The 26073-nt window shown below is 72.5% G+C and carries 24 protein-coding genes; 12 read left to right on the top strand and 12 right to left on the bottom strand.

The window, feature by feature from the left end:
• Nucleotides 1-172: 172 nt before the first annotated feature.
• Nucleotides 173-1801: a ribonuclease J gene (locus JWP64_RS04880; protein WP_297492747.1), complete on the top strand. Its 1629-nt coding sequence runs from the start codon at nucleotides 173-175 to the stop codon at nucleotides 1799-1801.
• Between the two features lie 97 nt (nucleotides 1802-1898).
• On the opposite strand, the gene JWP64_RS04875 is transcribed toward JWP64_RS04880, so the two are convergent.
• The 5 genes from JWP64_RS04875 to JWP64_RS04855 all read right to left on the bottom strand — a co-directional run bounded on the left by JWP64_RS04875 (nucleotide 1899) and on the right by JWP64_RS04855 (nucleotide 6391).
• Nucleotides 1899-2849, bottom strand: a complete 951-nt coding sequence (locus tag JWP64_RS04875; RefSeq protein WP_297492745.1) for a PDR/VanB family oxidoreductase — start codon at nucleotides 2847-2849, stop codon at nucleotides 1899-1901.
• Nucleotides 2850-2860: 11 nt separating this feature from the next.
• A complete protein-coding gene (locus tag JWP64_RS04870) occupies nucleotides 2861-3016 on the bottom strand; it encodes a hypothetical protein (protein ID WP_297492742.1) in 156 nt (51 codons plus the stop codon).
• 53 nt (nucleotides 3017-3069) lie between these two features.
• The gene (locus JWP64_RS04865; RefSeq protein WP_297492739.1) at nucleotides 3070-4122 is read right to left on the bottom strand and encodes an aromatic ring-hydroxylating dioxygenase subunit alpha; all 1053 of its coding nucleotides are present in this window, start codon (nucleotides 4120-4122) and stop codon (nucleotides 3070-3072) included.
• 28 nt (nucleotides 4123-4150) lie between these two features.
• Nucleotides 4151-5455, bottom strand: coding sequence for an MFS transporter (locus JWP64_RS04860; RefSeq protein ID WP_297492737.1), 1305 nt, complete (start codon nucleotides 5453-5455; stop codon nucleotides 4151-4153).
• A 186-nt stretch (nucleotides 5456-5641) separates the two neighbouring features.
• Nucleotides 5642-6391: an IclR family transcriptional regulator gene (locus tag JWP64_RS04855; RefSeq protein WP_297492734.1), complete on the bottom strand. Its 750-nt coding sequence runs from the start codon at nucleotides 6389-6391 to the stop codon at nucleotides 5642-5644.
• A gap of 126 nt (nucleotides 6392-6517) precedes the next feature.
• Between JWP64_RS04855 and JWP64_RS04850 the strand changes: the two genes are divergently transcribed.
• The 3 genes from JWP64_RS04850 to JWP64_RS04840 all read left to right on the top strand — a co-directional run bounded on the left by JWP64_RS04850 (nucleotide 6518) and on the right by JWP64_RS04840 (nucleotide 11767).
• The gene (locus JWP64_RS04850; protein WP_297492731.1) at nucleotides 6518-7945 is read left to right on the top strand and encodes a DHA2 family efflux MFS transporter permease subunit; all 1428 of its coding nucleotides are present in this window, start codon (nucleotides 6518-6520) and stop codon (nucleotides 7943-7945) included.
• A 218-nt stretch (nucleotides 7946-8163) separates the two neighbouring features.
• On the top strand, nucleotides 8164-10728 hold the full coding sequence (locus JWP64_RS04845) for a DNA translocase FtsK (protein WP_297492729.1): 2565 nt from the start codon (nucleotides 8164-8166) through the stop codon (nucleotides 10726-10728).
• A 229-nt stretch (nucleotides 10729-10957) separates the two neighbouring features.
• Nucleotides 10958-11767 carry a YceI family protein gene (locus JWP64_RS04840; RefSeq protein WP_297492727.1) on the top strand — a complete coding sequence of 270 codons (810 nt, stop codon included), beginning with the start codon at nucleotides 10958-10960 and terminating at the stop codon, nucleotides 11765-11767.
• Here JWP64_RS04840 and JWP64_RS04835 read toward each other — a convergent pair.
• The 3 genes from JWP64_RS04835 to JWP64_RS04825 all read right to left on the bottom strand — a co-directional run bounded on the left by JWP64_RS04835 (nucleotide 11736) and on the right by JWP64_RS04825 (nucleotide 13802).
• Nucleotides 11736-12242 carry a tRNA (cytidine(34)-2'-O)-methyltransferase gene (locus JWP64_RS04835; RefSeq protein WP_297492724.1) on the bottom strand — a complete coding sequence of 169 codons (507 nt, stop codon included), beginning with the start codon at nucleotides 12240-12242 and terminating at the stop codon, nucleotides 11736-11738. The two genes, JWP64_RS04840 and JWP64_RS04835, sit on opposite strands and share 32 nt — an antisense overlap.
• A 12-nt stretch (nucleotides 12243-12254) precedes the next feature.
• Nucleotides 12255-13085 (bottom strand): helix-turn-helix transcriptional regulator, encoded by an 831-nt coding sequence (locus JWP64_RS04830; protein ID WP_297492721.1) that lies wholly within the window; start codon nucleotides 13083-13085, stop codon nucleotides 12255-12257.
• Nucleotides 13086-13304: 219 nt separating this feature from the next.
• Nucleotides 13305-13802: an amino-acid N-acetyltransferase gene (locus JWP64_RS04825; RefSeq protein ID WP_297492719.1), complete on the bottom strand. Its 498-nt coding sequence runs from the start codon at nucleotides 13800-13802 to the stop codon at nucleotides 13305-13307.
• A 45-nt stretch (nucleotides 13803-13847) separates the two neighbouring features.
• Here JWP64_RS04825 and rimO point away from each other — a divergent pair, with 45 nt between their 5' ends.
• The 4 genes from rimO to JWP64_RS04805 all read left to right on the top strand — a co-directional run bounded on the left by rimO (nucleotide 13848) and on the right by JWP64_RS04805 (nucleotide 17644).
• Nucleotides 13848-15341: a 30S ribosomal protein S12 methylthiotransferase RimO gene (gene rimO, locus JWP64_RS04820; protein WP_297492716.1), complete on the top strand. Its 1494-nt coding sequence runs from the start codon at nucleotides 13848-13850 to the stop codon at nucleotides 15339-15341.
• Nucleotides 15338-15982, top strand: coding sequence for a CDP-diacylglycerol--glycerol-3-phosphate 3-phosphatidyltransferase (gene pgsA / locus JWP64_RS04815; RefSeq protein WP_297492714.1), 645 nt, complete (start codon nucleotides 15338-15340; stop codon nucleotides 15980-15982). The genes rimO and pgsA overlap by 4 nt, the downstream gene beginning before the upstream one ends.
• Nucleotides 15983-16116: 134 nt before the next feature.
• Nucleotides 16117-16503: a helix-turn-helix transcriptional regulator gene (locus tag JWP64_RS04810; RefSeq protein WP_297492712.1), complete on the top strand. Its 387-nt coding sequence runs from the start codon at nucleotides 16117-16119 to the stop codon at nucleotides 16501-16503.
• A 325-nt stretch (nucleotides 16504-16828) separates the two neighbouring features.
• Nucleotides 16829-17644 (top strand): PspA/IM30 family protein, encoded by an 816-nt coding sequence (locus tag JWP64_RS04805; RefSeq protein WP_297492709.1) that lies wholly within the window; start codon nucleotides 16829-16831, stop codon nucleotides 17642-17644.
• 92 nt (nucleotides 17645-17736) lie between these two features.
• Here JWP64_RS04805 and JWP64_RS04800 read toward each other — a convergent pair whose 3' ends face one another.
• The gene (locus tag JWP64_RS04800) at nucleotides 17737-18561 is read right to left on the bottom strand and encodes a DNA-formamidopyrimidine glycosylase family protein (RefSeq protein ID WP_297492707.1); all 825 of its coding nucleotides are present in this window, start codon (nucleotides 18559-18561) and stop codon (nucleotides 17737-17739) included.
• Nucleotides 18562-18679: 118 nt separating this feature from the next.
• Here JWP64_RS04800 and JWP64_RS04795 point away from each other — a divergent pair, with 118 nt between their 5' ends.
• From JWP64_RS04795 to JWP64_RS04780, 4 genes are all read left to right on the top strand, one after another.
• Nucleotides 18680-18979: a DUF6412 domain-containing protein gene (locus JWP64_RS04795; protein ID WP_297492705.1), complete on the top strand. Its 300-nt coding sequence runs from the start codon at nucleotides 18680-18682 to the stop codon at nucleotides 18977-18979.
• Nucleotides 18980-19083: 104 nt separating this feature from the next.
• Complete coding sequence (gene yidC, locus JWP64_RS04790) at nucleotides 19084-20058, top strand: membrane protein insertase YidC (RefSeq protein ID WP_297492703.1); 975 nt, start codon at nucleotides 19084-19086, stop codon at nucleotides 20056-20058.
• A gap of 9 nt (nucleotides 20059-20067) precedes the next feature.
• Nucleotides 20068-20526, top strand: a complete 459-nt coding sequence (locus tag JWP64_RS04785; protein WP_297492701.1) for a hypothetical protein — start codon at nucleotides 20068-20070, stop codon at nucleotides 20524-20526.
• Nucleotides 20527-20768: 242 nt separating this feature from the next.
• Nucleotides 20769-22004, top strand: coding sequence for an Ig-like domain-containing protein (locus JWP64_RS04780; RefSeq protein ID WP_297492699.1), 1236 nt, complete (start codon nucleotides 20769-20771; stop codon nucleotides 22002-22004).
• On the opposite strand, the gene JWP64_RS04775 is transcribed toward JWP64_RS04780, so the two are convergent.
• The 3 genes from JWP64_RS04775 to JWP64_RS04765 form a co-directional block, all read right to left on the bottom strand.
• On the bottom strand, nucleotides 22001-22942 hold the full coding sequence (locus JWP64_RS04775; protein WP_297492698.1) for an alpha/beta hydrolase: 942 nt from the start codon (nucleotides 22940-22942) through the stop codon (nucleotides 22001-22003). The genes JWP64_RS04780 and JWP64_RS04775 overlap by 4 nt on opposite strands.
• 82 nt (nucleotides 22943-23024) lie before the next feature.
• Nucleotides 23025-23921 carry an alpha/beta hydrolase gene (locus JWP64_RS04770; protein WP_297492781.1) on the bottom strand — a complete coding sequence of 299 codons (897 nt, stop codon included), beginning with the start codon at nucleotides 23919-23921 and terminating at the stop codon, nucleotides 23025-23027.
• 135 nt (nucleotides 23922-24056) lie between these two features.
• Nucleotides 24057-25952, bottom strand: coding sequence for an NAD(P)/FAD-dependent oxidoreductase (locus JWP64_RS04765; protein WP_297492696.1), 1896 nt, complete (start codon nucleotides 25950-25952; stop codon nucleotides 24057-24059).
• Nucleotides 25953-26073 lie beyond the last annotated feature (121 nt).

The following is a 26073-nucleotide window of genomic DNA, read 5'->3' as shown; positions in this document are numbered from 1 at the left end:
TCTCCACCTACCCTCGCGAGGCCTTCACTTGAGCCGCCCACCGTCCCGTTCCGACCGTCGAAACCGCCCGTCGCGGCGTGATCGACCGACTCCCACGGCGCCCCCGGAGGACGCCAACCGCGCGGAGCTCCCCGCCGGTCCGCCACCAGCCCTCGCCCGTGGCGGCCTGCGCGTGTTCGCACTCGGCGGCATCGGCGAGATCGGCCGCAACATGACCGTCTTCGAGTACGAGGACCGGCTCATGGTCGTCGACTGCGGGGTGCTGTTCCCCGCCGAGGACTCGCCCGGCGTCGACCTGATCCTCCCCGACTTCAGGGCGATCGAGGACCGTCTCGACGACATCGACGTCCTGGTCCTCACACACGGCCACGAGGACCACATCGGCGCGGTGCCGTTCCTGCTGCGGCAGAAGCCGGACCTACTCGTCGTCGGGTCGAGGTTCACCCTCGCCCTGGTCGCGGCCAAGTGCAAGGAGCACCGGCTCACCCCGCACCTGCTCGAGGTCAAGGAGGGGGACCGGCTCAACCACGGGCCGTGGGACTGCGAGTACTTCGCGGTCAACCACTCCATCCCGGACGCGCTCGCCGTGGCCATCCGAACCCCCGCGGGCCTCGTCCTGCACACCGGTGACATCAAGCTGGACCAGCTCCCGCTCGACGGCCGGCTCACCGACCTGGCCGGGTTCTCCCGGCTCGGCGACGAGGGCGTGGACCTGTTCCTGGTGGACTCCACCAACGCGGACGTCCCCGGGTTCGTCACCCCCGAGCGGGACATCGGGCCGGTGATCTCCGACGTCTTCGCGAAGGCGCCGTCGCGGATCATCGTGGCCTGCTTCGCGAGCCACGTGCACCGCGTCCAGCAGGTCATCGACGCCGCGGTGGCGCACGGCCGCAAGGTCTGCTTCGCCGGCCGGTCGATGGTCCGCAACATGGCGCTCGCGGGCGAGCTCGGCCTGCTCAACGTGCCGGACGGCCTGCTCGTCGACCTTGACGACGCCATGCGCCTCCCGGACGACCAGCTGGTCCTCGTCTCGACGGGCTCCCAGGGCGAGCCGCTCTCGGCGCTGTCCCGGATGGCCCGCGGCGAGCACCGCAGCGTGATCATCCGGCCCGAGGACACGATCGTCCTGGCCAGCTCGCTCATCCCGGGCAACGAGACCGCGATCTTCGCGGTGATCAACGGGCTGACCCGGCTCGGCGCGACCGTCGTGCACCAGGGCAACGCCAAGGTGCACGTGTCCGGCCACTCGCCGGCCGGCGAGCTGCTGTTCCTCTTCAACGCCGTGCGCCCGAGCAACGTCATGCCGGTGCACGGCGAGTGGCGACACCTGCGGGCGAACTCCGCGTTGGCCGTCAAGACGGGGGTGGCCGAGGAGAACGTGGTCATCGCCGAGGACGGCGTGGTCGTCGACCTGGTGGACGGCAAGGCCGCGATCAGCGGCAAGGTCGAGGTCGGCCGGGTGTACGTCGACGGCAACCAGGTCGGGGACATCGGCGAGACGACGCTGGGGGACCGGCTCGTCCTCGGCGAGGGCGGCTTCATCTCGATCACCGTCGCGATCGACGGGACGACGGGCCGCGCGGTCTCCCGTCCCTCGCTCTCCGGCCGCGGTTTCTCCGACGACCCCAAGGCGCTCGACGCCGTCCTCCCGCTGGTGGAGGACGAGCTGTCCCGCACCGAGAACGAGGGCATCACGGACACCCACCGGATCGCGCAGAGCGTGCGCCGGGTCGTCGGCAAGTGGGTCGGCGAGACCTACCGCCGCCGCCCGATGATCGTCCCGACGGTGATCGCCGTCTAGGTCATCCCGCGAGTCGGCACTCTCCGTCGCACGAAACGCACCTCCCGGACCACCGGGAGGTGCGTTTCGTGCTTCCGGAACCGCCGACTCGCGGGAATCAGAGGTCGAGGGTGAGGCGGGGGCAGCCCGGGGCGGCCCGGGAGACGCAGACGAACATCGTGTCGTTCGCGGCCTGCTCCTCGTCCGTGAGCAGCGAGTCCCGGTGGTCGACCGCGCCCGCCAGGACCGCCGTCTCGCAGGTGCCGCAGGTGCCCTCCTGGCAGGACGAGAGCAGCTGCACGCCGGAGTCCTCGATCACCTCCAGAACCGAGCGGTCCGCCGGCACCGTCAGCACGGTGCCGGTCTGCGCCAGCTCCACCTCGAAGGACTCGGACGGCCCGTCGGTCGCGCCCTCCTTCGGGGCGAACCGTTCGACGTGCAGCGCGTCGTCCGGCCATGTCGCGCACCGCTCCTCGACGGCGAGCAGCAGCGGCTCGGGCCCGCAGCAGTAGACGGCCGTGTCCGGGTCGGGCTCGACGAGCAGGCCGTCGAGGTCGAGGAGGCCCGTCTCGTCCTGCGGGCAGATCTCCACACGGTCCGGGTACTCCGCGACCAGGGCGCTCGCGAACGCCATCGACGCCCGGGTCCGCCCCCCGTACACCAGCCGCCAGTCCGCGCCGGCCTCCGCCGCGGCGGCGACCATCGGCAGGATCGGTGTGATCCCGATGCCGCCCGCGACGAACAGGTACCGCTTCGCCTCGACGAGCGGGAAGTGGTTCCGCGGTCCGCGCACCCGCACGGCGTCGCCCTCGCCGAGGAGGTCGTGGACGTGGGCCGAACCGCCCCGGCCCGCGGGCTCGCGCAGCACCGCGACCTGCAGGACGGACCGGTCCCGCGGGTCCCCGCACAGCGAGTACTGCCTGATCAGCTCGCCCAGCGCGAGGTCGAGATGCGCGCCCGGCTCCCACTCGGGGAGGTCGGCCCCGTCCGGCGAGCGCAGGGTCAGCCGGACGACGCCGTCGGCCACGGTCTCCTTGCGGTCGAGCCGCAGCTCGAACTCGTTCTCCATGGTCCCTCCGATCAGACGGCCGCGAGCTCGCGCGGAGGTACGGGGGCCGGCGCCGGAACGTGTCCGGCGGGGTGCCCGAGCAGCCATTCCCACAGCTCCACCGGGTCCTCGAACTCCCGCTCGGCCGAGCAGTGGCAGACCGCGCGCAGCCGATCGGTCCCGAGCACCCAGTGGATGCGGTAGACACGGTCGCCGTTCAGGACAGGGGGCGCCTCGGGAATCACCGGGTCGTCGCCTCGTCCCGCGCCCCGGCCATCCGGGCCAGCATCCGCCGCGCCGCGAGCCCGCCGGTGTCGATGTTGATCGACAGCTCCTGGTAGCCCTCCGGCTCGGTCGCGATGATCTTCTCCAGCACATCGAGCGCCTCGACGTCCTGCAGCACGACGGTCCGGTTGTTCTCCGCGAGGAAGGCCGAGACCTCGGCGTCCTCGAGCGCGAAGTCCCGCGCGACGGCCCAGAAGTCGTGCGTCGAGTTCTCCGTCTCGGGCGTGATCGCGTAGACGACCTCGACGTGGAACGCGTCCGGGTCGGTGCCGTCCGGGTTCGGCACCGAGCCGACCGGCGCGATCCGACTGTGCAGCTTGTACAGGCACGGCGGGGTGTACTCGATGTCCTGCCAGCGGGCGATCCGCCCCTCCAGGCCGGTCGACCGGGAGTAGAAGGGCGGGCACTCGGCGTCGTCCATGTGCCGGCTGACGTAGATGACGCCCGCCTCGTCGTCGACCTCGGTGGTGATCGGCGTGTTCGCGACCTCGGGCGTGCCGATGTAGCCGCCGTGCAGGTAGGTCTCGTGCGAGAGGTCGAGCAGGTTGTCGACCAGCAGCGAGAACCGCGCGGCGAGGGGCTCGCGGCCGCTGACGGTCGTCCAGCCGGCCGCGTCGAGGTAGGGCACGCGCGGGATGCGGGATGCGTCGGCGAGCGCCGGGTCGCCGATCCACACCCAGACGAACGAGTCCTGCTCGACGACGGGGTAGCTGGTCAGCCGGGCCGTGCGCGGCACCCGGGTCTGCCCCGGCACGGCGACGCACTTGCCGTCGGCGCCGTAGGTGAACCCGTGGTACCCGCAGACGACCTGGTCCCCGACGAGCCGGCTCGGCGCCTGCGACAGCGGGAAGCGGCGGTGCACGCAGCGGTCCGACGTCGCGGTCACGGAACCGGCCTCGGTGCGCCAGAAGAGGATGGGCTCGTCGCAGAGGGTGCGGGAGAAGAGCTCGTGGGAGATCTCCCGGCCGTAGGCGGCCACGTACCACTGGTTGCGCGGGATCGCGCTCATGATCGTCTCCATTCGGAGGGTGGTGGGGTCAGCTCGGGTTGGCGACGGCCGCCGGTGCGGTCTCAGGGGCGCCGGACGAGGCCGGGCGCAGGAGCAGGAGCAGGGCCGCGGTGGCGACGAAGACCACCCCGACGGCGAGGTAGAGGTTCTGCGGCGTCCAGCCGGCGTCGAGCAGGGCGCCCGCCGCGGTGGGGGAGAGGATCGCGCCGATCCGGCCGATGCCGATCGCGGTGCCGACGCCGGTGGTCCGCACGTCCGGCCCGTAGATCGCCGGCGTCAGCGCGTAGAGGCCGGCGACGCAGCCGTTCACGAAAAGCCCTACCAGGAAGCCGAGCGCGAACGCCACGGCCAGCGACGAGCTCGCCGCGAGGAACACCGCGAGCATCACCGCGGTCGCGACCAGGTAGGTCATCAGGACGGCGCGCAGCGTCCAGCGGGCCGCGAGCGCGCCGAGCAGCGCGGCGCCGAAGATGCCGCCGAGGTTGAGCAGCGTGCCGCCGGTCAGGCCCTGGGTGGCGGACATCCCGGCCTGGACGAGCAGCGTCGGCGTCCAGCTCGTGACGAAGTAGAAACCGGCCATGACCAGGAAGAACGCGGCCCACATCAGGAGCGTGACCCGGCGCATGCCGGGCTCGAGCAGCCGCTTGAACCCGGAACCGACGCCCGCGGTGGTCGCGGGCTCGGGCAGGTCGGCGAGCTCGGGCTGCCCGAGCCTGCCGGCCAGCGCGTTGACCTTGCGGAGGGCGCTGGCCGGGCGGCGGGTCAGCAGGAAGTCCAGGGACTCGGGCAGCGTCAGCATGACCAGCGGGATGGAGACGGCCGTCGCGACGCCGCCGAACAGGAAGACCGAGCGCCAGCCGAACTCCGAGATCAGCACGACGGCGATGAGGCCGCCGATCGTCGCGCCGAGCGCGTAGCCGGTGGAGTTCAGGCTGACGGCCAGGCCGCGCCAGCGCTTCGACGCGTACTCGGCCGCGACGACGTTGCTGCTGGCCAGGATGCCTCCGATGCCGATCCCGGTCAGGACCCGCAGGAGCCCGAGCTGGGTCGACGACTGGCTCGCGGCCGACAGCAGCATCCCGACGCTCGCGACGGCGAGGCAGATCAGGATCATCGGTCGGCGGCCGATCCGGTCCGCGAAGGGCGCGAGGAACAGCGCACCGAGGGCCATCCCGACCAGGCCCGCCGAGAGCAGCAGGCCGAGCTGGGCGCCGTTGAGGCCGAACTCCGTCGAGACGGACTTGCCGGTGAAGGCCATGACCAGGACGTCGAAGCCGTCGAGCATGTTGAGCAAGACGCAGACGGCGACGGCGGACCACTGGAAGCGGCGCATCGGGCTGTCGTCGAGCGTTGCCCGCAGAGAAGCAGGTGAAGAGGACACAGGCGCACTCCGTTGTCGCTTGCTGTGGTGGTCAGCCGTGATCCGGGTCTCCCGGGTGGGCCGTGCCGCCATCGTGCGGACCGAGCAAGGTCGAACGAAGACCCTTTCCGGATGCCGGAAAAGAACTAGGGCCTGTCCTCAGTCGGCGAGTGCTCGCGAGATCGCCCGGGCGCTGGTCCGGACCAGCGGGACCAGGGAGTGCGCGGAGGCGCTCCCGTACCTGACGACCAGCGAGACGGCCGCGACGACCTGCCCGGTCCGGTCCTGGAGCGGGGCGGCGACGGACAGCGCGTCCATCGTGACCTGGCGGTCGCTGATCGCGAACCCGTTCGTCCGGACGTCGGCGAGCAGGTGCCGCAGCACGTCGGGGTCGGTGACCGTGCAGGACGTGTGCCGGGAGATCGGGGCGCCGAGCACCTCGTCCTGGACGTCGACCGGGGCGTGCGCCAGCAGGACCAGACCGACGCCCGTCGCCGTCAGGGCGAAGCGGCCGCCGACCCGGGTGAGCACCCGCACCGCACCGGTCGCCGCGATGCGTTCGACGAACACGACCTCAATGCCCTCCCGCACGGCGAGCTGGACGTTCTCCCGGGTGATCAGGGACAGGTCCTCGAGGAACGGGAGCGCGCGTTCCCGCAGGCCGGGGCCGCGCGGGGCGAGCGCGCCGAGCTCCCAGAGCCGTAGTCCGACGCGGTAGCCGCCGTCCGCCCCCCGCTCGAGCGCGCCCCACTCGACGAGCTCGCCGACCATCCGGTGCACCGTCGAGACGGGCAGGCCTGCCTGACGGGCGAGCTCGCTGAGGCTCATCGCGGGACGCTGCGGGCCGAAGGCGCCGAGGATGCGCAGGGCTCGGCCGAGCACCGGTCCCGTCGCCCGTGCCGCGTCCACACCGACATTCTCCACCGGCAGCGAACTCGCTGGCCGGTGTCGGGGCACCCCGGATAGCGTCGAACCATCGCTCCCGGACGGCCGCCCCGCGCCGGCCGGGCCTCGCGAACGACGGGAGATCCTCGGATGAGCGGCCAGGCCACCAGCCGCGCGGGCACCGATCCGCCGGTGAACGCGAACCTCGCGATCGGCCTGCTGGTCGGCTCGGCGTTCGTCATGATCCTGAACGAGACGATCATGAGCGTCGCGCTGCCCGCGCTGATCGTCGACCTACGGATCACCGTCGGCACCGCACAGTGGCTCACCAGCGGTTTCCTGCTGACGATGGCGGTGGTCATCCCGATCACCGGCTTCCTGCTGCAACGGTTCCGGCCGCGGCAGATCTACATCGCGTCGATGACGTCGTTCAGCCTCGGCACGTTGATCGCCGCGCTCGCGCCCGGCTTCGGGATGTTGATGACGGGCCGGGTCGTGCAGGCCTTCGGCACCGCGGTGATGGTCCCGCTGCTCATGACGACCGTGCTGCGGCTCGTCCCGCAGGAGCGGCGCGGCGCGATGATGGGCACGATCACGGTCGTCATCGCCGTCGCACCGGCCATCGGGCCGACGATCTCCGGGGTCATCCTCACGGCGCTGGGCTGGCGGTGGATGTTCTGGATCGTGCTGCCGATCGCGCTGATCGCGCTCGCGGCGGGGGTGCGGTGGCTCCGGGTGGTGGCCGAGACGCGGCGCATCCCGCTCGACGTCCTGTCCGTGATCCTCTCCGCGCTCGCGTTCGGCGGGCTGGTCTTCGGGCTGAGCAGCGTCGGCGAGGCCGCCCGGGGGGAGGCCCTGGTCAACCCGTGGATCCCGACCGCGGTCGGGGCCGTCGCGATGGTCGTGTTCGTGCTGCGCCAGCTCCGTCTGCAGCGCGAGGGGCGGGCGCTGCTGGACCTGCGCCCGCTCGGGTTCCGGCCGTTCGCGGTGGCGATCCTGCTCGTCGTGCTGAGCATGATGTCGCTGTTCGGGGCGCTGATCCTGCTCCCGCTCTACCTGCAGGACGTGCTGAAGGTCAGCGCCTTCGTCACGGGTCTGGCGGTCCTGCCCGGCGGGCTCGTCATGGGTCTGCTCGGGCCGGTGGTCGGGCGCCTCTACGACCGGATCGGCGCCCGGCCGCTGGTCGTCCCCGGTGCGGTCGTGCTGGCGCTCGCGCTCTGGGCCTTCACGACGCTGGGCGCGTCCTCCCCGCTCTGGATGATCATCGGGATGCACGTCGTGCTGGTCGTCGGGCTGTCGCTGATGCTCACACCGCTGATCACCGACGCGCTCGGCCAGCTGCCCGGGGACCTGGACTCCCACGGCAGCGCGATCCTCGCGACGCTGCAGCAGGTCGCAGGCGCGGCGGGGACGGCCCTGTTCATCACCGTCATGTCGCTGGCGTCGACGGACGCGGCTACGGGCACGGACGTCGCGGGGGCCCGGGCGGCGTTCCTGTGCGCGGCGGTCATCGCGACGGTCGCGCTGCCGCTCACGCTCCTGATCGGCCGCCGCGCGCCGGCTGACGCGACGGCCTGAGCGCCGGCCCTGGGCCCGACTCGCGGGGCCGGGGACCACGACCCGCGGGGTGCCAGAGAGCGACTCGCGGGGGTTCGGAGCGCCACCGGCGGGGTGTCACGCCCGGGAGTTCGGCCGGTGACCGGGCGTCGGGCGTGTGACCGGACCGAGGGTCCCGCGTCGGCCGCGGGGTGCGTCGGAACCGGACCCCCGGGCCCGTCCCGGCTACCGTGTCCGCCATGGCAGGACGCTCGACCACCGGTGGCGCCGCGGGCAGGGGAGGCGGCACCCGGGCCGCCGCCGGTTCCGGCCGTGGCTCGGGCGCGTCTCGTTCCCGCGCCACCGGCTCGTCGCGCAAGCCGGCCTCCGGTCGCAAGGCGCCCGCCCGCCGCCCGGCGCCGCAGAAGGGGCCGGACCTGATCGACCGCGGGATCGACGCGGTCGGCCGCGGGGTCGTGAAGGTGGGGAGGTCCACCGGCAAGGCCGTCGGGCGCACCCGGGAGATCGACCCCGCGCACCGCCGGGACGGCCTGGGCGTCGGCTTCATCGTGCTCGCCGTCATCGCCGGCGCGGGCGTCTGGTGGGGCGCGGGCGGCCCGGTCGGCCAGGGGTTCTCCACCGCGGTCGGGGCCGTGTTCGGCCTCGCCGGCGTGCTGCTGCCGGTCATCCTGCTCGGCGTCGGCATCGTCCTGATGACCACGCCGGCGCATCCCGAGGCGCGGCCGCGGATCGCCGTCGGCACGCTGCTGCTCGGCCTCGGCGTGCTCGGCCTCGTGCACCTGTTCGCCGGGTCCCCGGACGAGCCCGCGCAGTGGGCCACCGGTGGCGGCGCGGTCGGGTACGTCGCCTCGACGCCGCTGGTCAGCGGCGTCACGGTGTGGGTCGCGGTGCCGATCCTGCTGCTGCTGAGCTTCTACGCCTTCCTCGTCCTCACCGGGATCCCGCTGCGCGAGGTCCCCAACCGTTTCCGCCGGCTGCTCGGCAAGCCCGACGTGGGCCACGAGGACGACGAGCAGGACGTGCACGACGAGCCCGGGGACGAGGTCGCGGAGACCCTGCCGGCCGCCGCGCGCCGTCGCCCGACGCGCCGCCGGCAGGCCGCCGCGAGCGAGGCGGAGGCGTTCAAGGACGAGGAGCCTCCCCCCACCCCCGAGGAGGAAGAGGAGTACGTCCCGGTCACCCCGCCGGCGCGGAGGAGCCGCCCGGCGCCCGCCGCCGTCGTCGCCACCCCGCCCGCGGAGACGGTCCCGGAGTCCGGCGAGGCCGAGCAGATGTCGCTCGCGATCCGCGAGCCCGTCAGCGAGACGGAGTACAAGCTCCCGCCCGCGGACATGCTGCCCACCGGTCCGGTGCCCAAGACGCGCAGCGCCGCGAACGACGCCATGATCGAGGCCATCACCGGGGTGCTGGACCAGTTCAACGTCGACGCGCAGGTCACCGGCTTCACCCGCGGCCCGACGGTCACCCGCTACGAGATCGAACTGGGCCCGGCCGTGAAGGTCGAGAAGATCACCCAGCTCTCCAAGAACATCGCCTACGCGGTCGCCACGGACAACGTCCGGATCCTCGCGCCGATCCCGGGCAAGTCCGCGGTCGGCATCGAGGTGCCGAACACGGACCGCGAGATGGTCCGGCTCGGGGACGTCCTGCGCTCGACGACCGCGCGCACCGAGCAGCACCCCATGGTCATCGGCCTCGGCAAGGACATCGAGGGCCACTTCCTCTGCGCCAACCTGGCGAAGATGCCCCACCTGCTCGTCGCGGGGTCCACGGGTTCCGGCAAGTCCAGCTTCGTCAACTCGATGCTGGTCTCGCTGCTCTCCCGGGCCACGCCCGAGGAGGTCCGGATGATCCTCATCGACCCGAAGATGGTCGAGCTCACCCCGTACGAGGGCATCCCGCACCTGATCACGCCCATCATCACCCAGCCCAAGAAGGCGGCCTCCGCGCTCAGCTGGCTGGTGGAGGAGATGGAGCAGCGCTACCAGGACATGCAGGCCAACAAGGTCCGCCACGTCGACGACTTCAACCGCAAGGTGCGGTCCGGGGAGATCACCGCGCCGCTCGGCAGCGAGCGGGTCTACCGGCCCTACCCCTACATCCTCTGCATCGTCGACGAGCTCGCGGACCTGATGATGACCGCGCCGCGGGACGTCGAGGACGCGGTCGTCCGGATCACGCAGAAGGCCCGAGCGGCGGGCATCCACCTGGTGCTCGCGACCCAGCGGCCGTCGGTGGACGTCGTCACGGGCCTGATCAAGACCAACGTGCCGTCCCGGCTGGCGTTCGCCACGTCGTCGCTCACGGACTCGCGGGTCATCCTGGACCAGCCCGGCGCCGAGAAGCTCATCGGCATGGGCGACGGACTCTTCCTGCCCATGGGGGCGGGCAAGGCCGTCCGCATGCAGGGGGCCTTCGTCAGCGACGAGGAGATCTCCGATGTGGTGTCCTTCACCAAGGATCAAGCCGAACCGACGTATCTGGACGGCGTCACGGCCGCCAAGCAGGGCGAGAAGAAAGAGATCGATTCGGACATCGGAGACGATCTGGACGTGCTCCTGCAGGCGACCGAACTGATCGTCACGTCGCAGTTCGGCTCCACGTCGATGCTGCAGCGCAAGCTCCGCGTCGGGTTCGCGAAGGCCGGACGGCTCATGGACCTGCTGGAAACCCGCGGCGTGGTCGGTCCGTCCGAGGGCTCGAAGGCCCGCGAGGTGCTCATCAAGCCGGACGAGCTCGAGAGCGTTCTCTGGCTCATGCGGGGTGGCGGCGGCCCGGAACCGGAACCCGACACGGACGAGTGAGTCTACCGTCGCCAGTGACGCACTGTCACCACACTCCAGCTGGGTGAACGGTCAAGTACCTGATCCACTGGTGAAACAGTGACCGAGCGTGTCATTGTGTACAACCGATCGGTCGCTGCGGCTCCCCCCATCGCGTGCCGGTCGTCGTGTCGCCTGTCGGAAGGTTTGTCCCATGTTCTGGAGCAAAAGTCGTCGTGTCCGCGGGGGCAACACGGGCAGACATGCCCTCGTGCCCATCCCGCTCACCGGCGGCCTGCTCAGCGGTCAGGTCCGTGACGGCGAGGGCAGGCCGCTGGCCGGTGCCGAGATCTCGGTGCTGGACCGGGCGAGCCGGCGTATCGCCCACGCGGACAGCGACCCCTTCGGTTACTTCGCCGCCGCCGTCGTCCCCGGCGAGTACCGCGTCCGCGTCGAGGCCGGTGGCTACCGCGGCGCGGGCAGCGCCGTCGAGGTCGAGTGGGGCAGGCACGCGGAGATCCCGCCGTTGAACCTGGCGACGGACGAGTCGCTGCTGCCGCCCCCGCCCGGGCTCTACGACATCGACCCGGACCACACGTCGGTCCGCTTCATCGCCCGGCACATCGGCATGTCCAAGGTCTACGGCCGGTTCAACTCCTTCCGCGGCCAGATCCACATCGCGGACCCGTTCGAGGAGTCCTCGGTCGACGTCGTGATCGACGCGGCCAGCATCGACACCAGCGTCGAGGCCCGGGACAACCACCTGCGCTCGGCGGACTTCCTGGACGTCGAGCGGCACCCGGAGCTGCGCTTCTCCAGCGGCCGCTTCACGCAGCTCGGCGGCAACCGCTGGCAGGTCGACGGGGACCTCACCCTGCACGGCCTGACCAGTGACGTCACGCTCGAGACGACCTTCCTGGGCCTGCAGGAGTGGAACGGCGTCCGGGCCGGCGCCATCGCGACCACCGAGCTGCACCGCGAGCACTTCACCCTCAACTGGCAGCAGATGCTCGCCCACGGGCTGCCGGTCATCGGCTCGACGATCGAGATCACCCTGGACGTCCAGGCGATCCGCCAGTAGTCGCCGCCGGCGCGGCGCCGGCGAAACCGTGCTGGCGCCACGCCTCGTAGACGGCGATCGACGCCGCGTTGGCGAGGTTGAGCGAGCGGGAGCCCGGCTGCATCGGCAGCCGGACCCGGTCGCTCACCTCGGCCGCGTGCGCGATGGCCTCCGGCAGCCCGGTGGACTCCGAGCCGAACAGCAGGACGTCCCCGGGCGCGTAGGCGACCTCGGTGTAGCCGGTGGTCGCGGACGTGGTGAAGGCCCAGACGCGCGGGCCGGGCAGGACCGCGGCCCACAGCTCGTCGAGATCGCGGTGGACGTGCAGCTGCGCGAGCTCGTGGTAGTCCAGGCCCGCCCGCCGGACGTTGCGCTCGTCGAGGGAGAACCCCAGCGGTTCGACGAGGTGCAGCTCCGCCCCGGTGTTCGCCGCCAGCCGGATCGCGCTGCCGGTGTTGGGCGGGATCTCGGGGGCGTGGAAGACGATCCGGAACACGGTCTCCGCCTCTCAGGTGCCCGACGCCTCGGGCCGCTCGGCCCGCCAGGCCGTCGCCGTCAGGCCCGCCAGCTCCCGGAAGTCCCGCGCGAGATGGGCCTGGTCGACGTAGCCGCAGTCCGCCGCCAGCTCGGCCAGCCCCGGGGGTTCCGGGGCCCGCAGCCGCGTGCACGCCCGCTCGAAGCGGATCACCCGGGCCGCGGACTTGGGGGCGAGCCCGATCTCGTCCCGGAACCGTCCGGCGAGGTGCCGCCGGCTCCAGCCCACCTCCCGGGCCAGCTCCTCGATCCGCAGCGTCCCGCCCGTCTCCCCGAGCCGGTCCCACGCGTACCCGACCTCGGGGAGCGGCTCCCGCCCGCGCTCCTCGCCGGCCGCGGCGAGCCGCCCCAGCGCCGCCTCGAGCAGCGCGAACCGCGACCGCCAGGTCCGGGTCGAGGCCAGCTGGTCCAGCAGCGCGTGCGCCGTGCGGCCGAGCAGCGAACCGAGGTCGACGACGTCGCCCCGCAGCGCGGCGGCGGGCAGGCCGAGCAGGGTGCGGGCGCCACGCCAGGTGAGGTCGATCTGCAGGCCGGTCTGCGGAGCGCCGGAGGCGATCACCGCGGGCTCGACGTGCAGGCCGCCGACGAACGCGTCGAACGTGCCGGGGGTGCGGGTGGGGTCCGGCATCCGGAGCATCTCGACGGTGCCGTCGAGGCAGAGGAGGAGCGTGAGGTGCGCACTCGGGACGCCCTGGTGGGTCCCGCGGGCGGTGGCGCCCGTCCGGTAGCCGACGTAGCCGCCGACGTAGGGCCGCAGCCGCGGGCTCGGGGCGGCGCGCACGAACTGCTCCTCCGCGGCAGCCATGGGCCGAGGATAGCCCGGCTCGGACAGCCGCCGTGACCGTCTCCGCGCCCCGCGGGAAGTGACCCGGCCGGTCCGCGACGACGTGCAGGAGCGTCCGGGCCCGATCCGGCCGGGCCTTCGCCGGCGACGGGTGCTCCGCCAGCAGCGCCTCGAGCGTCTCCACGTCACCCGGCGCGGATCGCGTCGACGACGGACCGGTGGATATCGATCATCACGGCCTCACAGGTGCAGCATCATTCGGACGTTCCCCAGAGTGTTGGGCTTGACGTGCGCCAGGTCCAGGAACTCGGCGACACCGGCGTCGTAGGAGCGCAGCATCGCCGCGAAGACCTCCTGCGAGACGGGCGTCCCGTCGATCTCGGCGAACCCGTGCCGGCCGAAGAACTGGCGCTCGAAGGTGAGCACGAACAGCCGTTGCAGGCCGAACTCCCGCGCCTGTTCGATGAGCGCCTGGACGATCGCGTGCCCGACCCCGCGACCGAGCACCTTCGGGTGGACCGCCACCGTGCGGATCTCGCCCAGGTCCTCCCAGAGCACGTGCAGCGCCCCGCACCCGACGACCTCGCCGTCGACCTCCGCGACCAGGAACTCGGGCATCGCCTCGTAGAGGGTGATGATCTCCTTGGCCAGCAGGACCTTTCCGGCGTAGTTGTCCACCAAGGACTTGATCGTCGTCACGTCGCGGGCCCTGGCCCGTCGTACGGCCACCGCTGCCACGACGCCGGAGCGTAGATCATGGGACCGGCGTCTACCCTGTGAGCCGTGCAATCTTCCTCTCCCGAGGCCGCCCCGCGGCGTGCCGCCCTGCTGACGTTGGGGTGCGCCCGCAACGAGGTCGACTCCGAGGAGCTCGCCGGCCGCCTGGCCGGCAGCGGCTGGGAGCTCGTCGACGCGGAAGCCGACGGCGAGCCCGCGGACGTGATCGTCGTGAACACCTGCGGCTTCGTCGAGCAGGCGAAGAAGGACTCGATCGACACCCTGCTGTCCGCGTCGGACGTCGCGCGGCACAGCGGCGCGAAGGTCGTCGCGGTCGGCTGCATGGCCGAGCGATACGGCGCCGAGCTGGCGGCGAGCCTGCCCGAGGCGGACGCGGTGCTGGGCTTCGACGCCTACCCGGATCTCGCCGAGCGCCTCGGTGACCTGCTCGACGGACACGCGCCCACCCCGCACGTCCCGGTGGACCGGCGCACGCTGCTGCCGATCTCCCCGGTGCAGCGCCCCGCAGCCAGCAACGACGTCGCGATCCCCGGCCACAACTGGGTCCCGGACATCTCCCGCCGGCGCCTGTCGTCCGGCCCGGTCGCGTCGCTCAAGCTCGCCTCCGGGTGCGACCGGCGCTGCGCCTTCTGCGCCATCCCGTCCTTCCGCGGCTCGTTCGTGTCCCGCCCGCCGGAGGAGGTCCTGGCCGAGGCGCAGTGGCTCGCCCAGCAGGGCGTCCGGGAGCTGGTGCTGGTCAGCGAGAACTCGACGTCGTACGGCAAGGACCTGCCCGGCGGCACCCGCGCGCTGGTGGAGCTGCTGCCGAAGCTCGGCGCGGTCCCCGGGATCGAGCGGGTGCGCGTCAGCTACCTGCAGCCGGCTGAGATGCGCCCCGACCTGATCTCCGTCATCGCGACGGCGCCCGGGCTGGCCCCGTACTTCGACCTCTCGTTCCAGCACGCGAGCGCCACGGTGCTGCGCCGGATGCGCCGCTTCGGCTCGCGCCCCGACTTCCTGGACCTCTGCGAGCGCATCCGTGCCCTCGCGCCGGAGGCCGGGATCCGCAGCAACGTGATCGTCGGGTTCCCCGGCGAGACGGAGGAGGACCTGGCCGAGCTGGAGGCCTTCCTCACCGGCGCCCGGCTCGACGCGGTCGGCGTCTTCGGCTACTCCGACGAGGACGGCACGGAGGCCGAGGGCTACGACGGCAAGCTCTCCGCCGAGGAGGTCACGGCGCGGGTCACGCGGGTGTCCGCTCTGGTGGACGAGCTGATGGCGCAGGCTGCCGAGGACCGCGTGGGCACCGAGGTCGTCGTGCTGGTCGAGTCGCTCTCGGACGAGGAGAACGACTGCGTCGGCCGGGCCGCGCACCAGGCGCCCGAGGTCGACGGCGAGTGCGTGTTCGACGCCGACGAGCTCGACGGGAAGCCCCTGGGGGTCGGGGACCTGGTCCGGGCGGTCGTCGTGGACACCGAGGGGACGGACCTGGTCGTGTCGCCGCGGGAGGTCGTGGTGGCCGCGGGGACCGTCAGCGAGGCCGCGCAGGTGACCGGATGAGTGACGTCCCGGCAGGTGCTCGCGTGCCGCCGGGAGAGGCACCGCTGCCGGGCACCGCGCCCATACTGAACATCGCGAACGTGCTCACCGGCGTCCGGCTGGCCCTGGTGCCGTTCTTCGTCGTCGCGCTCTTCCGCGTCGACGGCCTGGACGCGGACTGGCGGCTCCTCGCGTTCGGCCTCTTCGCGGTCGCGGCGATCACGGACCGGCTCGACGGCGAGATCGCCCGCAAACGCGGCCTCGTCACGTCGTTCGGGGAGATCGCGGACCCCATCGCGGACAAGGCGCTCACCGGCTCGGCGCTGATCGGGCTGTCGATCCTCGGGCTCGTCCCGTGGTGGATCACCGTGGTGATCCTGGGCCGCGAGGTCGGCGTCACCGTGCTGCGGTTCTGGGTGCTGCGCCACGGGGTGATCCCGGCGAGCCGCGGCGGCAAGGCCAAGACCTTCGTCCAGACGATCGCGATCGGGCTCTACGTGCTGCCGCTGCCGCAGCTGCTGCCCGCGATCAGCGACCCGATGGCCTGGTTGCAGACGGCGTTGCTCCTGCTCGCGCTCGTGTTGACCGTGGTCACGGGCCTGGACTACGTGTTCCGCGCGCTCCGGTTGCGCGCCGCCGCCCTCGGCCGGAAGGTTCCCTGACGGGAGTGTTCGCCCTCAGCGGACGGGTCCGGCGAGGCGCGCCGGGGACGCGGGACGCCGGAAGTCGGTACGGTGACAACACACCACCCTCCTCCGGGACGGGCGGTGGTACCGGGCGGACGAGGAGGGGTCGCATGGCCGTGCTGCTGCGTGAGGCGATCGGTGGCAGCCTTCGGCGTGCCCGCACGCTGCGTCGTCGCACCCTGCGCGACGTGTCGCGCGCCGCCCGGGTGAGCCTGGGCTACCTGTCCGAGGTGGAGCGGGGGCGCAAGGAGCCGTCCAGCGAGCTGCTCGCCTCGATCTGCGAGGCCCTGGACATCGCGCTGCCGGACCTGCTCGCCGAGGTCATCGACGACATGGCCCGCGACAGCGGCCTCGAGTTCGCCGGCGCCGGCCGGCGGGACACCCTCGTCCCGATCGGGCAGCGGCACGCGGACCTGCGCCTCGCCCCCGTCGGCAGCGGCCTCGCCGCACCCGGGACGCCGACCGCACCGGTCGCGTCCGTCTCCGCCGCGGCCTGAGACCGATCACGGACGAGCCCACAACCTGTCCGGTTCGTCCCTTACCCCTGGATCTACCCGGGGTCGGCGCGGGTACCGGTAGCCTGGTCTCCGGGTCGCCCGGACGGCGGCCTCCGGACGATCCCCGATATCGTCGCCGTTCGGTGGCCGATGTGCCCGTTCCGGTGCCACGATGGCCCCCTGGGTGGCATCAGCACACGCCACCTCGGTCGGGGCAGCGGTACAGAGGTTGTTCAGCGACGCCGGCTCGACCGCCGCGGGGGGACACTGCGGTGGAGCGGGATGCGGTGGTCGGAAGAGAACGCAGCGGAGGTAGGCGGAACAGATGGCCAACGGTTTCACGAAGGCCTGGAAGTACCTGATGGCGCTGTTCTCGTCGAAGGTCGACGAGTACGCGGACCCCAAGGTGCAGATCCAGCAGGCCATCGAGGACGCGCAGCGCCAGCACCAGGCGCTGTCCCAGCAGGCCGCCGCGGTGATCGGCAACCAGCGGCAGCTCGAGATGAAGCTCAACCGGCAGCTCGGGGAGATCGAGAAGCTCCAGGCGTCGGCGCGCCAGGCACTCGTCCTCGCGGACAAGGCCCGCGCCGAGGGTGACGAGGCGAAGGCCGGGCAGTACGAGCAGTCCGCCCAGGCGTTCGCCACCCAGCTCGTCACGGCCGAGCAGGGCGTCGAGGACCTCAAGACGCTGCACGACCAGTCGATCGGCGCCGCGGCGCAGGCGAAGCAGGCCGTGGAGCGCAACTCGATGATGCTGCAGCAGAAGATCAGCGAGCGCACCAAGCTGCTCAGCCAGCTCGAGCAGGCCAAGATGCAGGAGCAGGCCGCGAACTCGCTGCGCCAGATGAGCGAGCTGGCCGCGCCCGGCAACACGCCGTCCCTCGAGGACGTCCGGGACAAGATCGAGAAGCGCTACGCGAACGCCCTCGGGTCCGCGGAGCTGGCCCAGAACTCGGTCCAGGGCCGCATGCTCGAGGTCCAGCAGTCGTCCACGGACTTGGCGGGCGCCAGCCGCCTCGACCAGATCCGGGCGTCCCTGCACGGCACCCCGGTCGCGGGCGAGGTGACGGCCGACAAGCCGACCACCCAGATCCCGGCCTCCCCGCAGAGCACCCCGCAGGGGCAGACCGGCACCGCCTGATCGCACCGCGTCGAACACCGCCCACCCGCACCGGGAGGGCGGCGTTCGTCGTTTCCGTAGGTCGACAGGGGTCGTGCGCGGGCAATGTCGTTCTAGCGACGTCTGCCGCGCACAGGGGGTGGGGCCGGGCCGGGCTGGCAGCGCGGGCACCAGTACGCGGGACGGGCGTAGATCCCGGCGCCCTGGTCCGCGGTCCGGATCCGGGTGCGACAGCGGCGGCACGGGCGGTTCCCCCGCTCGAACACCCAGTGCGCCTCGGCCGGGTGCAGCGAGCCGGTGGTCGTCTGCGACGGCCGGTCCGCGTTGGCCAGCAGTAGCTTCCGGGACAGCGCGATCACCCCGGGCAGGTCCGGGATGTCGCGCACGAGGGTCCACGGCGAGACGCCCAGCAGGAAGCAGACCTCGGTCTTGTAGAGGTTGCCGACGCCGGCCGTCACCCGCTGCTCCAGCAGCACCAGGCCGAGCTCGTGGTCCCTCCGGGCCGTCATCCGGCGCAGCGCCTCGGCGGCGTGCTCCTCGCCCCAGGCGGGATCGAGCAGGTCCGGCCCCAGATGCCCGACGAGCCGGGACTCGTCCTCCGTCGGGAGCAGCTCGAGGTCGTGCAGCGCGAACCCCACGGCGACCCGGTCCGGCACCTCGAGGACGGCCCTCGCCTCGTGCCTCGGCCGCTGCCACGCCATCCCCGGCCGGTAGAGGTGCCAGGCGCCGTCCATCTTGAAGTGGCTGTGCAGGCTGCGGCCGTCGTCGAGGCGGGTGAACAGGTGCTTGCCGACGGACGCGACGCCGGTGACCGTCCGGCCGGTGAGGTCCTCGCCCGCGAGCCGGGGGTGCCGCAGCTCCCCGCGCAGCAGCGTGTGCCCGGCGAGCGCGGCGTGCAGGCGCTTGCCGGCCAGGTAGACGGTGTCGCCCTCGGGCACGGTGTCGACGGTAGCGGCGCGGAACGCCGCGCGCCCGGGAGGGCGACGGCGTTCCGGCCCGAGCCCCCCGGACCCGGCAGCTGCTACCGTCGAGGACGAGTAGAGGGGGAGGGTCGCCGTGATCGCACGTCTCGGCGCGTTCGTGCCCGCCGTCTTCCTGCTGCTCACGGGGTACGTGCTGGCCGCGGGAGAACCCGCGGCCGTCGTCGGCGTCGTCGGGGCCGCGGCCCTGTGGGCGCTGGGCCTGGCCCGCCGCGCGTCCACCGTCCTGCGCGTCTCCTCCTCCCGCGGACCGGCCGTGACCCGGCGCAGCGGACACCGCCGCGCCGCCCGGTCACGGCTGCTGCGCCAGCTCGATCCGGACGCCGCGGGCCGTACCCGCGCCCGCGCGCCGTCGGAGCTCCTCCCGGCGGTGTAGCTCCACCCTGCTCCACCGCCGGGATCTCGTGATCACACCCGAGTCCCGATCCGGAGGAGTCCCCTCATGCCCGTGTCACCCGCGCGCCCGTTCCGGGGTGCGCCGTGCTGAACGTCGTCTACTACCCCGTCTCCGCCGTCATGTGGTTCTGGCACCAGGTGTTCGGCCTGGTCCTGGGCCCGGGCAGCGGTGTCGCCTGGGCGCTGTCGGTGGTCTTCCTCGTGCTGACCCTGCGCGCGATCATGATCAGGCCGGTGCTGGCGCAGATGCGCTCGGCCCGCACGATGCGGACGCTGGCACCGCACCTGGCCGAGCTCAGGCGCAAGCACGGAACGGACCGGCAGAGACTCGCCGCGGAGACCCAGAAGCTGCACAAGGAGCACGGCGTCTCGCCGCTCGGCGGCTGCCTGCCGATGCTGCTGCAGCTGCCCGTCTTCATCGGCCTGCTGCACGTGCTGCGGTACTTCAACCGCCCCGGGCTGACGTTCGAGCAGAACGCCGGCATCCCGAACTACGCCTTCTCACCGGACCTGGTCCGCTCGTTCCTCGAGGCCCGGTTGTTCGGGGCGCCGCTGTCCGCATACGTCGCGATGCCGCAGGACCTGCTGGACTCCTTCGGCGGCGCCGCCGTCGAGCGCTGGCACGTCTACGTGGTGGCGGTCCCGCTGATGGTGCTCGCGGCGGTCGCGACCCACTTCACCGCACGCTGGTCGGTGCGCCAGCAGCAGGAGGCGCTGGTCGGAAACGACAACCCGCAGGCCGCGCAGATGGCCGGGTTCATGAAGCTCACACCGTGGATCTTCCCGCTCGGCGCGATCCTCGGTGGGCTGTTCTTCCAGTTCCCGATCGCGATCCTCGTGTACTGGCTGGCGAACAACGGCTGGACCTTGGCCCAGCAGCACCTGATCGGGAAGAAGCTGGACCGAGAGGCGGAACGGGCACCGGTGGTCGTCCGCGCGGCGCAGGCGAAGACGAGGGCACGGGCGCCGAAGCCGGGGCAGAAGCCGGTGACCTCGAAACCTCGCAAATCGGGCGGAAAGCCGATGGGCGACCGGCAGCCGTCGAAGCAGAGCGCCTAGCCTCGACCCGTGCGCTCCCGTCTGGTCCTCGTCGTCCCTGTGCTGCTGCTCGCCCTCTCCGGATGCGGGGAGTCCGCGGCGCCCGCGCGGCCCGCGGGACCGGGGGACGCGCCCGCGGAGAACACCTCGCTGGCGGACCTGCAGACCAAGCTCGCCTCGATCGCCCGGGACGAGTGCGCGACCACGAAGAACCCGGCGGGGGTCTACCCCCGGTGCGGCCGGTTCGTCCGCGAGGTGGAGAACTCGACGCCCGCGGCGCGCGCGGACTCGAAGGGCCTCGCGATCGAGCCCGGGGTCAGCAGCGCCGCGGACGCCGTCGACGCGGCGGTGGGCCAAATGGCGCGGGACCAGTGCACGACGCCAGTGGGCGCGGGGACCCCCGGAGCGCCGGAGGCCTGCGGGCCCGATCTCGAGGCGCTGCAGGCGGCCGTGCGGGCGCTCGTCACGGCGGTCGGCCCGCCTGCGTGAACGGAAGATGAGACCACGCTCACGTCCGCGGCGTTCGGCGTAGCCGCACCCGGCGGGAGTCGGGAGAACGTCGCTCCTGTCCGGATCACCCGGTTCACACCACCCCTTCAACGTGCGGAACGCCCCTATCGGACCCCTCGGGCCGGGTACGTGCGGTGATCGCCGGAGGGTCAGAATGGCGGCTGTCGCGGGCCCGGGCAGATCGCTCGACGGGGCCCGTACGGGTAGGAGCGGCACAGGCGATGCGGTGGCCGAACACGGGCGCGCGGAAGTGGTCGACGGCAGTCCTCTGCGTGGCCGTGGTGGCGGTGCTCGGGCTCGGTGTGGCCGTCGCCGTCGATGCGGGTGACGCGGCCGGCTCGATCCCCGGCGGCGACGGGCTGGACCCGGTGGCGTCCGCCCCGCTCGTCGACGCGGTTCCGCAGCCGGTCGTCTCGATCACCCCGGACGCATCGACGCCGCTGAACCCGACGCAGCCCATCGCCGTGAAGGTCGAGCAGGGCACCGTGCGATCGGTCAGCGTGACTGACTCGAAGTCCGGCAAGAAGGTCGACGGGACCCTGTCCCCGGACGGGACCTCCTGGACGTCGACGGGAGCCCTGGCCTACGGCGAGACCTACGACGTCGCCGTCGACACGCTCGACGGCTCCGGCGCCCCCGGCCACCAGGACGGCAGCGTGCGGACGGTGTCCCCGAAGGCCGAGGCGTACCCGTCGTTCGTCCCGCCGCCGTCCGCCGCGTCCGTAGGGGTCGGGCAGCCGGTCGTCGTCCGCTTCGACCACCCCGTCACCGACCACGCCGCCGCGGAGAAGCAGCTCAGCGTCACGTCGAGCCCGAAGCAGGCCGGCGGCTGGTACTGGCTCTCGGACACCGAGGTCCACTACCGTCCCCAGCAGTACTGGCAGCCCGGCACGACGCTGACGGTGAAGGCCAACCTGTTCGGCGCCGACCTCGGGAACGGGACCTACGGTTCGACGGACCGCACCGAGACCGTCCAGGTGCACGACGCGTGGGTGGCGAAGGCGGACGGCGCCACCGAGCAGATGCAGCTGTTCGACAACGGGCAGCTGGTCAAGACCATGAACATCAGCCTCGGCGCCCCCGGCTTCCCGTCGCACACCGGCCCGCACGTCATCTCGGACAAGCAGCCGAGCATCACGATGGACTCCTGCACCTACGGCGTGTGCGAGGGCCAGCCCGGCTACTACAAGGAGAAGGTCGACCTCGACCTGCGGATCTCCAACGACGGCGAGTTCGTGCACTCCGCGCCCTGGTCGGTCGGGCAGCAGGGCAACGAGAACGTCTCGCACGGCTGCGTGAACCTCGCCCCGGCGGACGCCCAGTGGTTCTTCGACCACTTCGGCATCGGGGACGTCGTCGAGATCACCCACTCCGGCGGCCCGGCGCTCCCGCTCTACGACACCTACGGGGACTGGGAGCTGAGCTGGGCGCAGTGGCAGGAGGGCTCGGCGCTCTAGCGAGGCGGCACCCCGAGCGCATGCCGCAGGACGGCGACCCGCTCGCGGGTCTCCCGCTTCGACACCTGCGCCAGGAACGGCAGCGAGCCGTGGAAGGTGCCCGGGAACAGGTGCAGCTCCACCGGCACGCCGGCGGCGAGCAGGGCCTGGGCGTAGGCGATCCCCTCGTCCCGGAGCGGGTCGAAGGCCTGCGCGGAGACGTAGGCCGGAGGCAGCCCGGTGAAGTCGGTCGCGCGGCTCGGCGCGGCGTACGGGGAGACGCCGTCCATGCCGGGGGCACCCTCGCCGAGGTAGCACTCCCAGCTGCGCACGGCCGCGGGCCGGTTCCACATCGGGGTGTCGACGAACGCCGCCATGCTCCGGCTGGCGAGCCGGTCGTCGACCTCCGGGACGCCGAGGTACTGGAAGGCGATCGACGGGCCGCCGCGGTCCCGGGCGAGCAACGCCAGCGCCGCGCACAGCCCTCCGCCTGCGCTGATGCCGTGGATCGCGATGCGCTCGGGGTCCACGCCGTACTCGCCGGCGTGCCGGGAGAACCAGTTCAGAGCGGCGAAGCAGTCCTCGAGCCCCGCGGGGAACGGATACTCCGGCGCGAGCCGATAGTCCACACTGACCACGACCGCGCCGACGGACCGGGCGATCGCGACGTTCGCCGCCATGCCGCCGTCGAGGTCACCCATGATGAACCCGCCGCCGTGCACGTCCAGGACCCCGATCGGCCCGGACGGCCGGTGCGGCCGGAAGATCCGGACCGGCACCTCCGCGTCGGGACCGGGGACCAGCAGGTCCGTGATCTCGACGTCGGAGGTGTCCGGCGCGGGTGCCCCGGCCTGGATCTCCTTGAGCCGCTGCCGGGCCGTCGGCAGGTCGACGTCCCCGCCGAAGCCCGGGAGCGCGGCGAGGACGCCGTCGAACTCGGGATCGAAGGCATAGGCCACGGGAGGACCTCCTCGGGACGGCGCCGGCTGACCCGATCATGTCTACCGGCGGCGCGGCCGCCCCGGTTGTGGGGAAGGTCTCCTAGACCCCCAGCGCCCGGCGCAGCACCGCGACCCGCTCGGTGATCTCCCGCTGCGAGATCGCGGCGCCCTCGATCAGGGTCGAGCCGTGGAACGTCCCCGGGAACAGGTGCAGCTCCACCGGCACCCCGGCGGCGAGCAGGGCCAGGCCGTAGGCGATGCCCTCGTCGCGCAGCGGGTCGAACGCCATCGTCGAGACGTACGCGGGCGGCAGCCCGCTGAGGTCCGTGGCGCGGGCGGGCGCGGCGTACGGCGAGACGTCCGCGCTGCCGGGGACGCCCTCGCCCAGGTAGGAGTCCCAGCTGACGATCGCGTTCGGCCGGTTCCAGATCGGGGTGTCGGTGAACGCCGTCATGCTCGGCGTGGTGAGCCGGTCGTCGACCTCGGGGACGCCGAGGTACTGGAACGCGATCGCGGGGCCGCCGCGGTCCCGGGCGAGCAGCGCGAGGCCTGCGCACAGGCCGCCACCTGCGCTGATGCCATGGATGGCGATGCGGGCGGGTTCCACGCCGTAGTCCGCGGCGTGCTCGGCGAACCACACCAACCCGGCGTAGGCGTCCTCCAGCGGGGCCGGGAACGGGGCTTCCGGCGCCAGCCGGTACTCGACGGTGACGACGACGGCGCCGACGGCGCGGGCGAGGGCCACGTTGCCGGCGTGCGAGGCGTCGATGTCGCCCAGGATGAATCCGCCGCCGTGGACGTCGTAGATCCCGATCGGGCCCGTGACCTCGTCCGGCCGGTAGATCCGCAGCGTGACGTCCGGGGCGCCCGCGGGCCCGGGAACCGTCACGTCGGTGACACTGATCCCCGTCTCGTCCGGCACGGGCAGCCCGGCCCGCAGCTCCTTCATGGTGGCCCGGGCGGCCGGGATGTCGCTGACGTCGAGCGTCGGCAGCATCGCTACGGCGGCCGCGAGCTCGGGGTCGAAAGCGTATCCGGTCTCGGTCGTGCTCACGCGTCCTCCACGTCGTCGGGGGGTCCTGCTCGTTCGATCATCGCGCGCGGGTGGGTCGTCCGTCACGCGCTCACGGGCTCAGCGCCGTGCCGGCTCCGTGCGGAAGTCCGCGAGATCGGGCTCCCGGGTCATCGCCCAGTAGTCGACGATCCGCCACGGCAGCGCCGAGACGACCCGGCCCGCGTCGTTGCGGTACCAGTTGTCCATGCCCGGGTGGGTCCAGATCATCCGCTCGTGCGCCTCGTCGTGACGCCGCACGTACTCCGCCTCCACCTCGGGCCGGCACTCGACCGCGGCGATGTCCCGCTCCAGCATCGTGACGAGCAGGTCCACGATGTAGCGGACCTGGCACTCGGCCGTGGTGATGTAGCTGCCGCCGTGCCCGAGGACCGTGCCGGGGCCGCACGTCAGGAACAGGTTGGGGAAGTCCGGCGTGGTGATGCCGAGGTGCGCCCGCGCGTCCTCGGGGCCCCACACCTCGTCGATCCGCCGGCCGGACCGGCCCCGGACGTCGATCGGGAAGAGGATCTTGTGGGTCTCGAAGCCGGTGGCCAGCACGACGACGTCGGCCTCGCACTCCGCGCCGTCGACCCCGCGGACGCCCGTCTCCGTGATCTCCGCGACCGCCTCGGTGACCAGGTCCACGTTCTCCCGCCGCAGCGCGGCGAACCAGCCGTTGTCGAGCAGCATCCGCTTGCCGAACGGCGGATAGTCCGGCAGCGCCTTCGTCACCAGGTCCGGCCGCCCGTCCAGCTCGGCCTCGAGGTAGCGGGTGAACACGCGCCGGTGGGCGTCGTTCATGGCGTTGACCGAGCGCTCGGGGTGTTCCCAGGCGTCGTCCTTCTGCAGGGCGGGGTGGACGCGGTCGTTCGTGTTCCAGGCGAGCCGGGTGCGGTACCAGAGCCGGTAGTAGGGGACGTGGTCGAGCAGGTACTGCGCGCCCTGCTCGATCGGCGAGAAGTACACGTCGTTGGGGGCCACCCACTGCGGCGAGCGCTGGAAGACGGTCAGCCGCGCGACGTCCGGCGCGATCGCGGGCACGATCTGCATCGCGCTGGCCCCCGTCCCGACGATCGCGATCCGCTTCCCCGTGACGTCCAGGTCCGCGGGCCAGTGCGCGGTGTGGAAGATCGGTCCCCGGAAGCGGCCGAGGCCGGGGATCGGCGGGACCTTCGGGCGGTTGAGCTGCCCGGTCGCGCTGATCACCGCGTCGGCGGTGAGGATCTCCCCGGTGGCCGTGCGGACCGTCCAGCGCCGGTCGTCGGAGGCGTAGACGGCGGAGACGACCTCGGTGCCGAACCGGATCCGCTCCCGCAGCCCGTGCCGGTCCGCGACGTCGCGCAGGTAGGCCCACACCTCGTCGCGCTTGCCGAAGTGCGTCGACCAGGCGCGCGGCGCGAACGAGTAGGAGTACAGGTGGCTGGGGGTGTCGACGCCCGCACCCGGATAGGAGTTCTCCAGCCAGGTGCCGCCGACGTCGGCGTTCTTCTCCAGGACGACGTGCGCGATCCCGGCCTCCGCCAGCTTGATCGCCGCGAGGATGCCGGAGACCCCGGCGCCGATGACGATCACCCGCAGGTCGTTCGGCGGTGCCGTACGGACCGGGGCGGGCGCGAACCCCATGTCCTCCGCCGTCATCGCCGCGTACTCCGGCGGCACCGGTTCGCCGACGGCCACGGACATGATCTCGGCGAGGACCTCGCCCGTGGGCGCGGGAACGGCCGGCGGGCGCCCGTCCGCCCAGGCGGTGACGGCGTCCGCGGCGGCGGCCCGCAGCGCGGCACGGACCTCCGGGGAGAAGCCACCGAGGTCGTTGTCGTCCATGCCGCGGCTGCGCGTCGGGCGGTAGGGATCGGCGAGCCAGCGCCGATCGCCCGTGAGCTGGTGGAGCACCGCGACCAGCGAGGGCAGGTTCGCGTGCTCCAGGGCCGCGGTGAGCCGCGTGCGGTCGAGCGGGCGTTCCGGTGCGGTCATCGTCGACCCCTCCTTCTCCGGACCACAGGCTAACCGTGGTTAGGCTGCGTGGGTATCGGTCCGGCGCGATCGACGGTTGACGCGTGTCCGGCGCCACAGCATGCTTCCCTCGCCAACCTAA

The sequence above is a fragment of the Pseudonocardia sp. genome (assembly GCF_025465255.1).
Taxonomy (GTDB): Bacteria; Actinomycetota; Actinomycetes; order Mycobacteriales; family Pseudonocardiaceae; genus Pseudonocardia.
The sequence above is the reverse complement of the archived record's forward strand: the minus strand, read 5'-3'. Positions and strand labels throughout refer to the sequence as shown.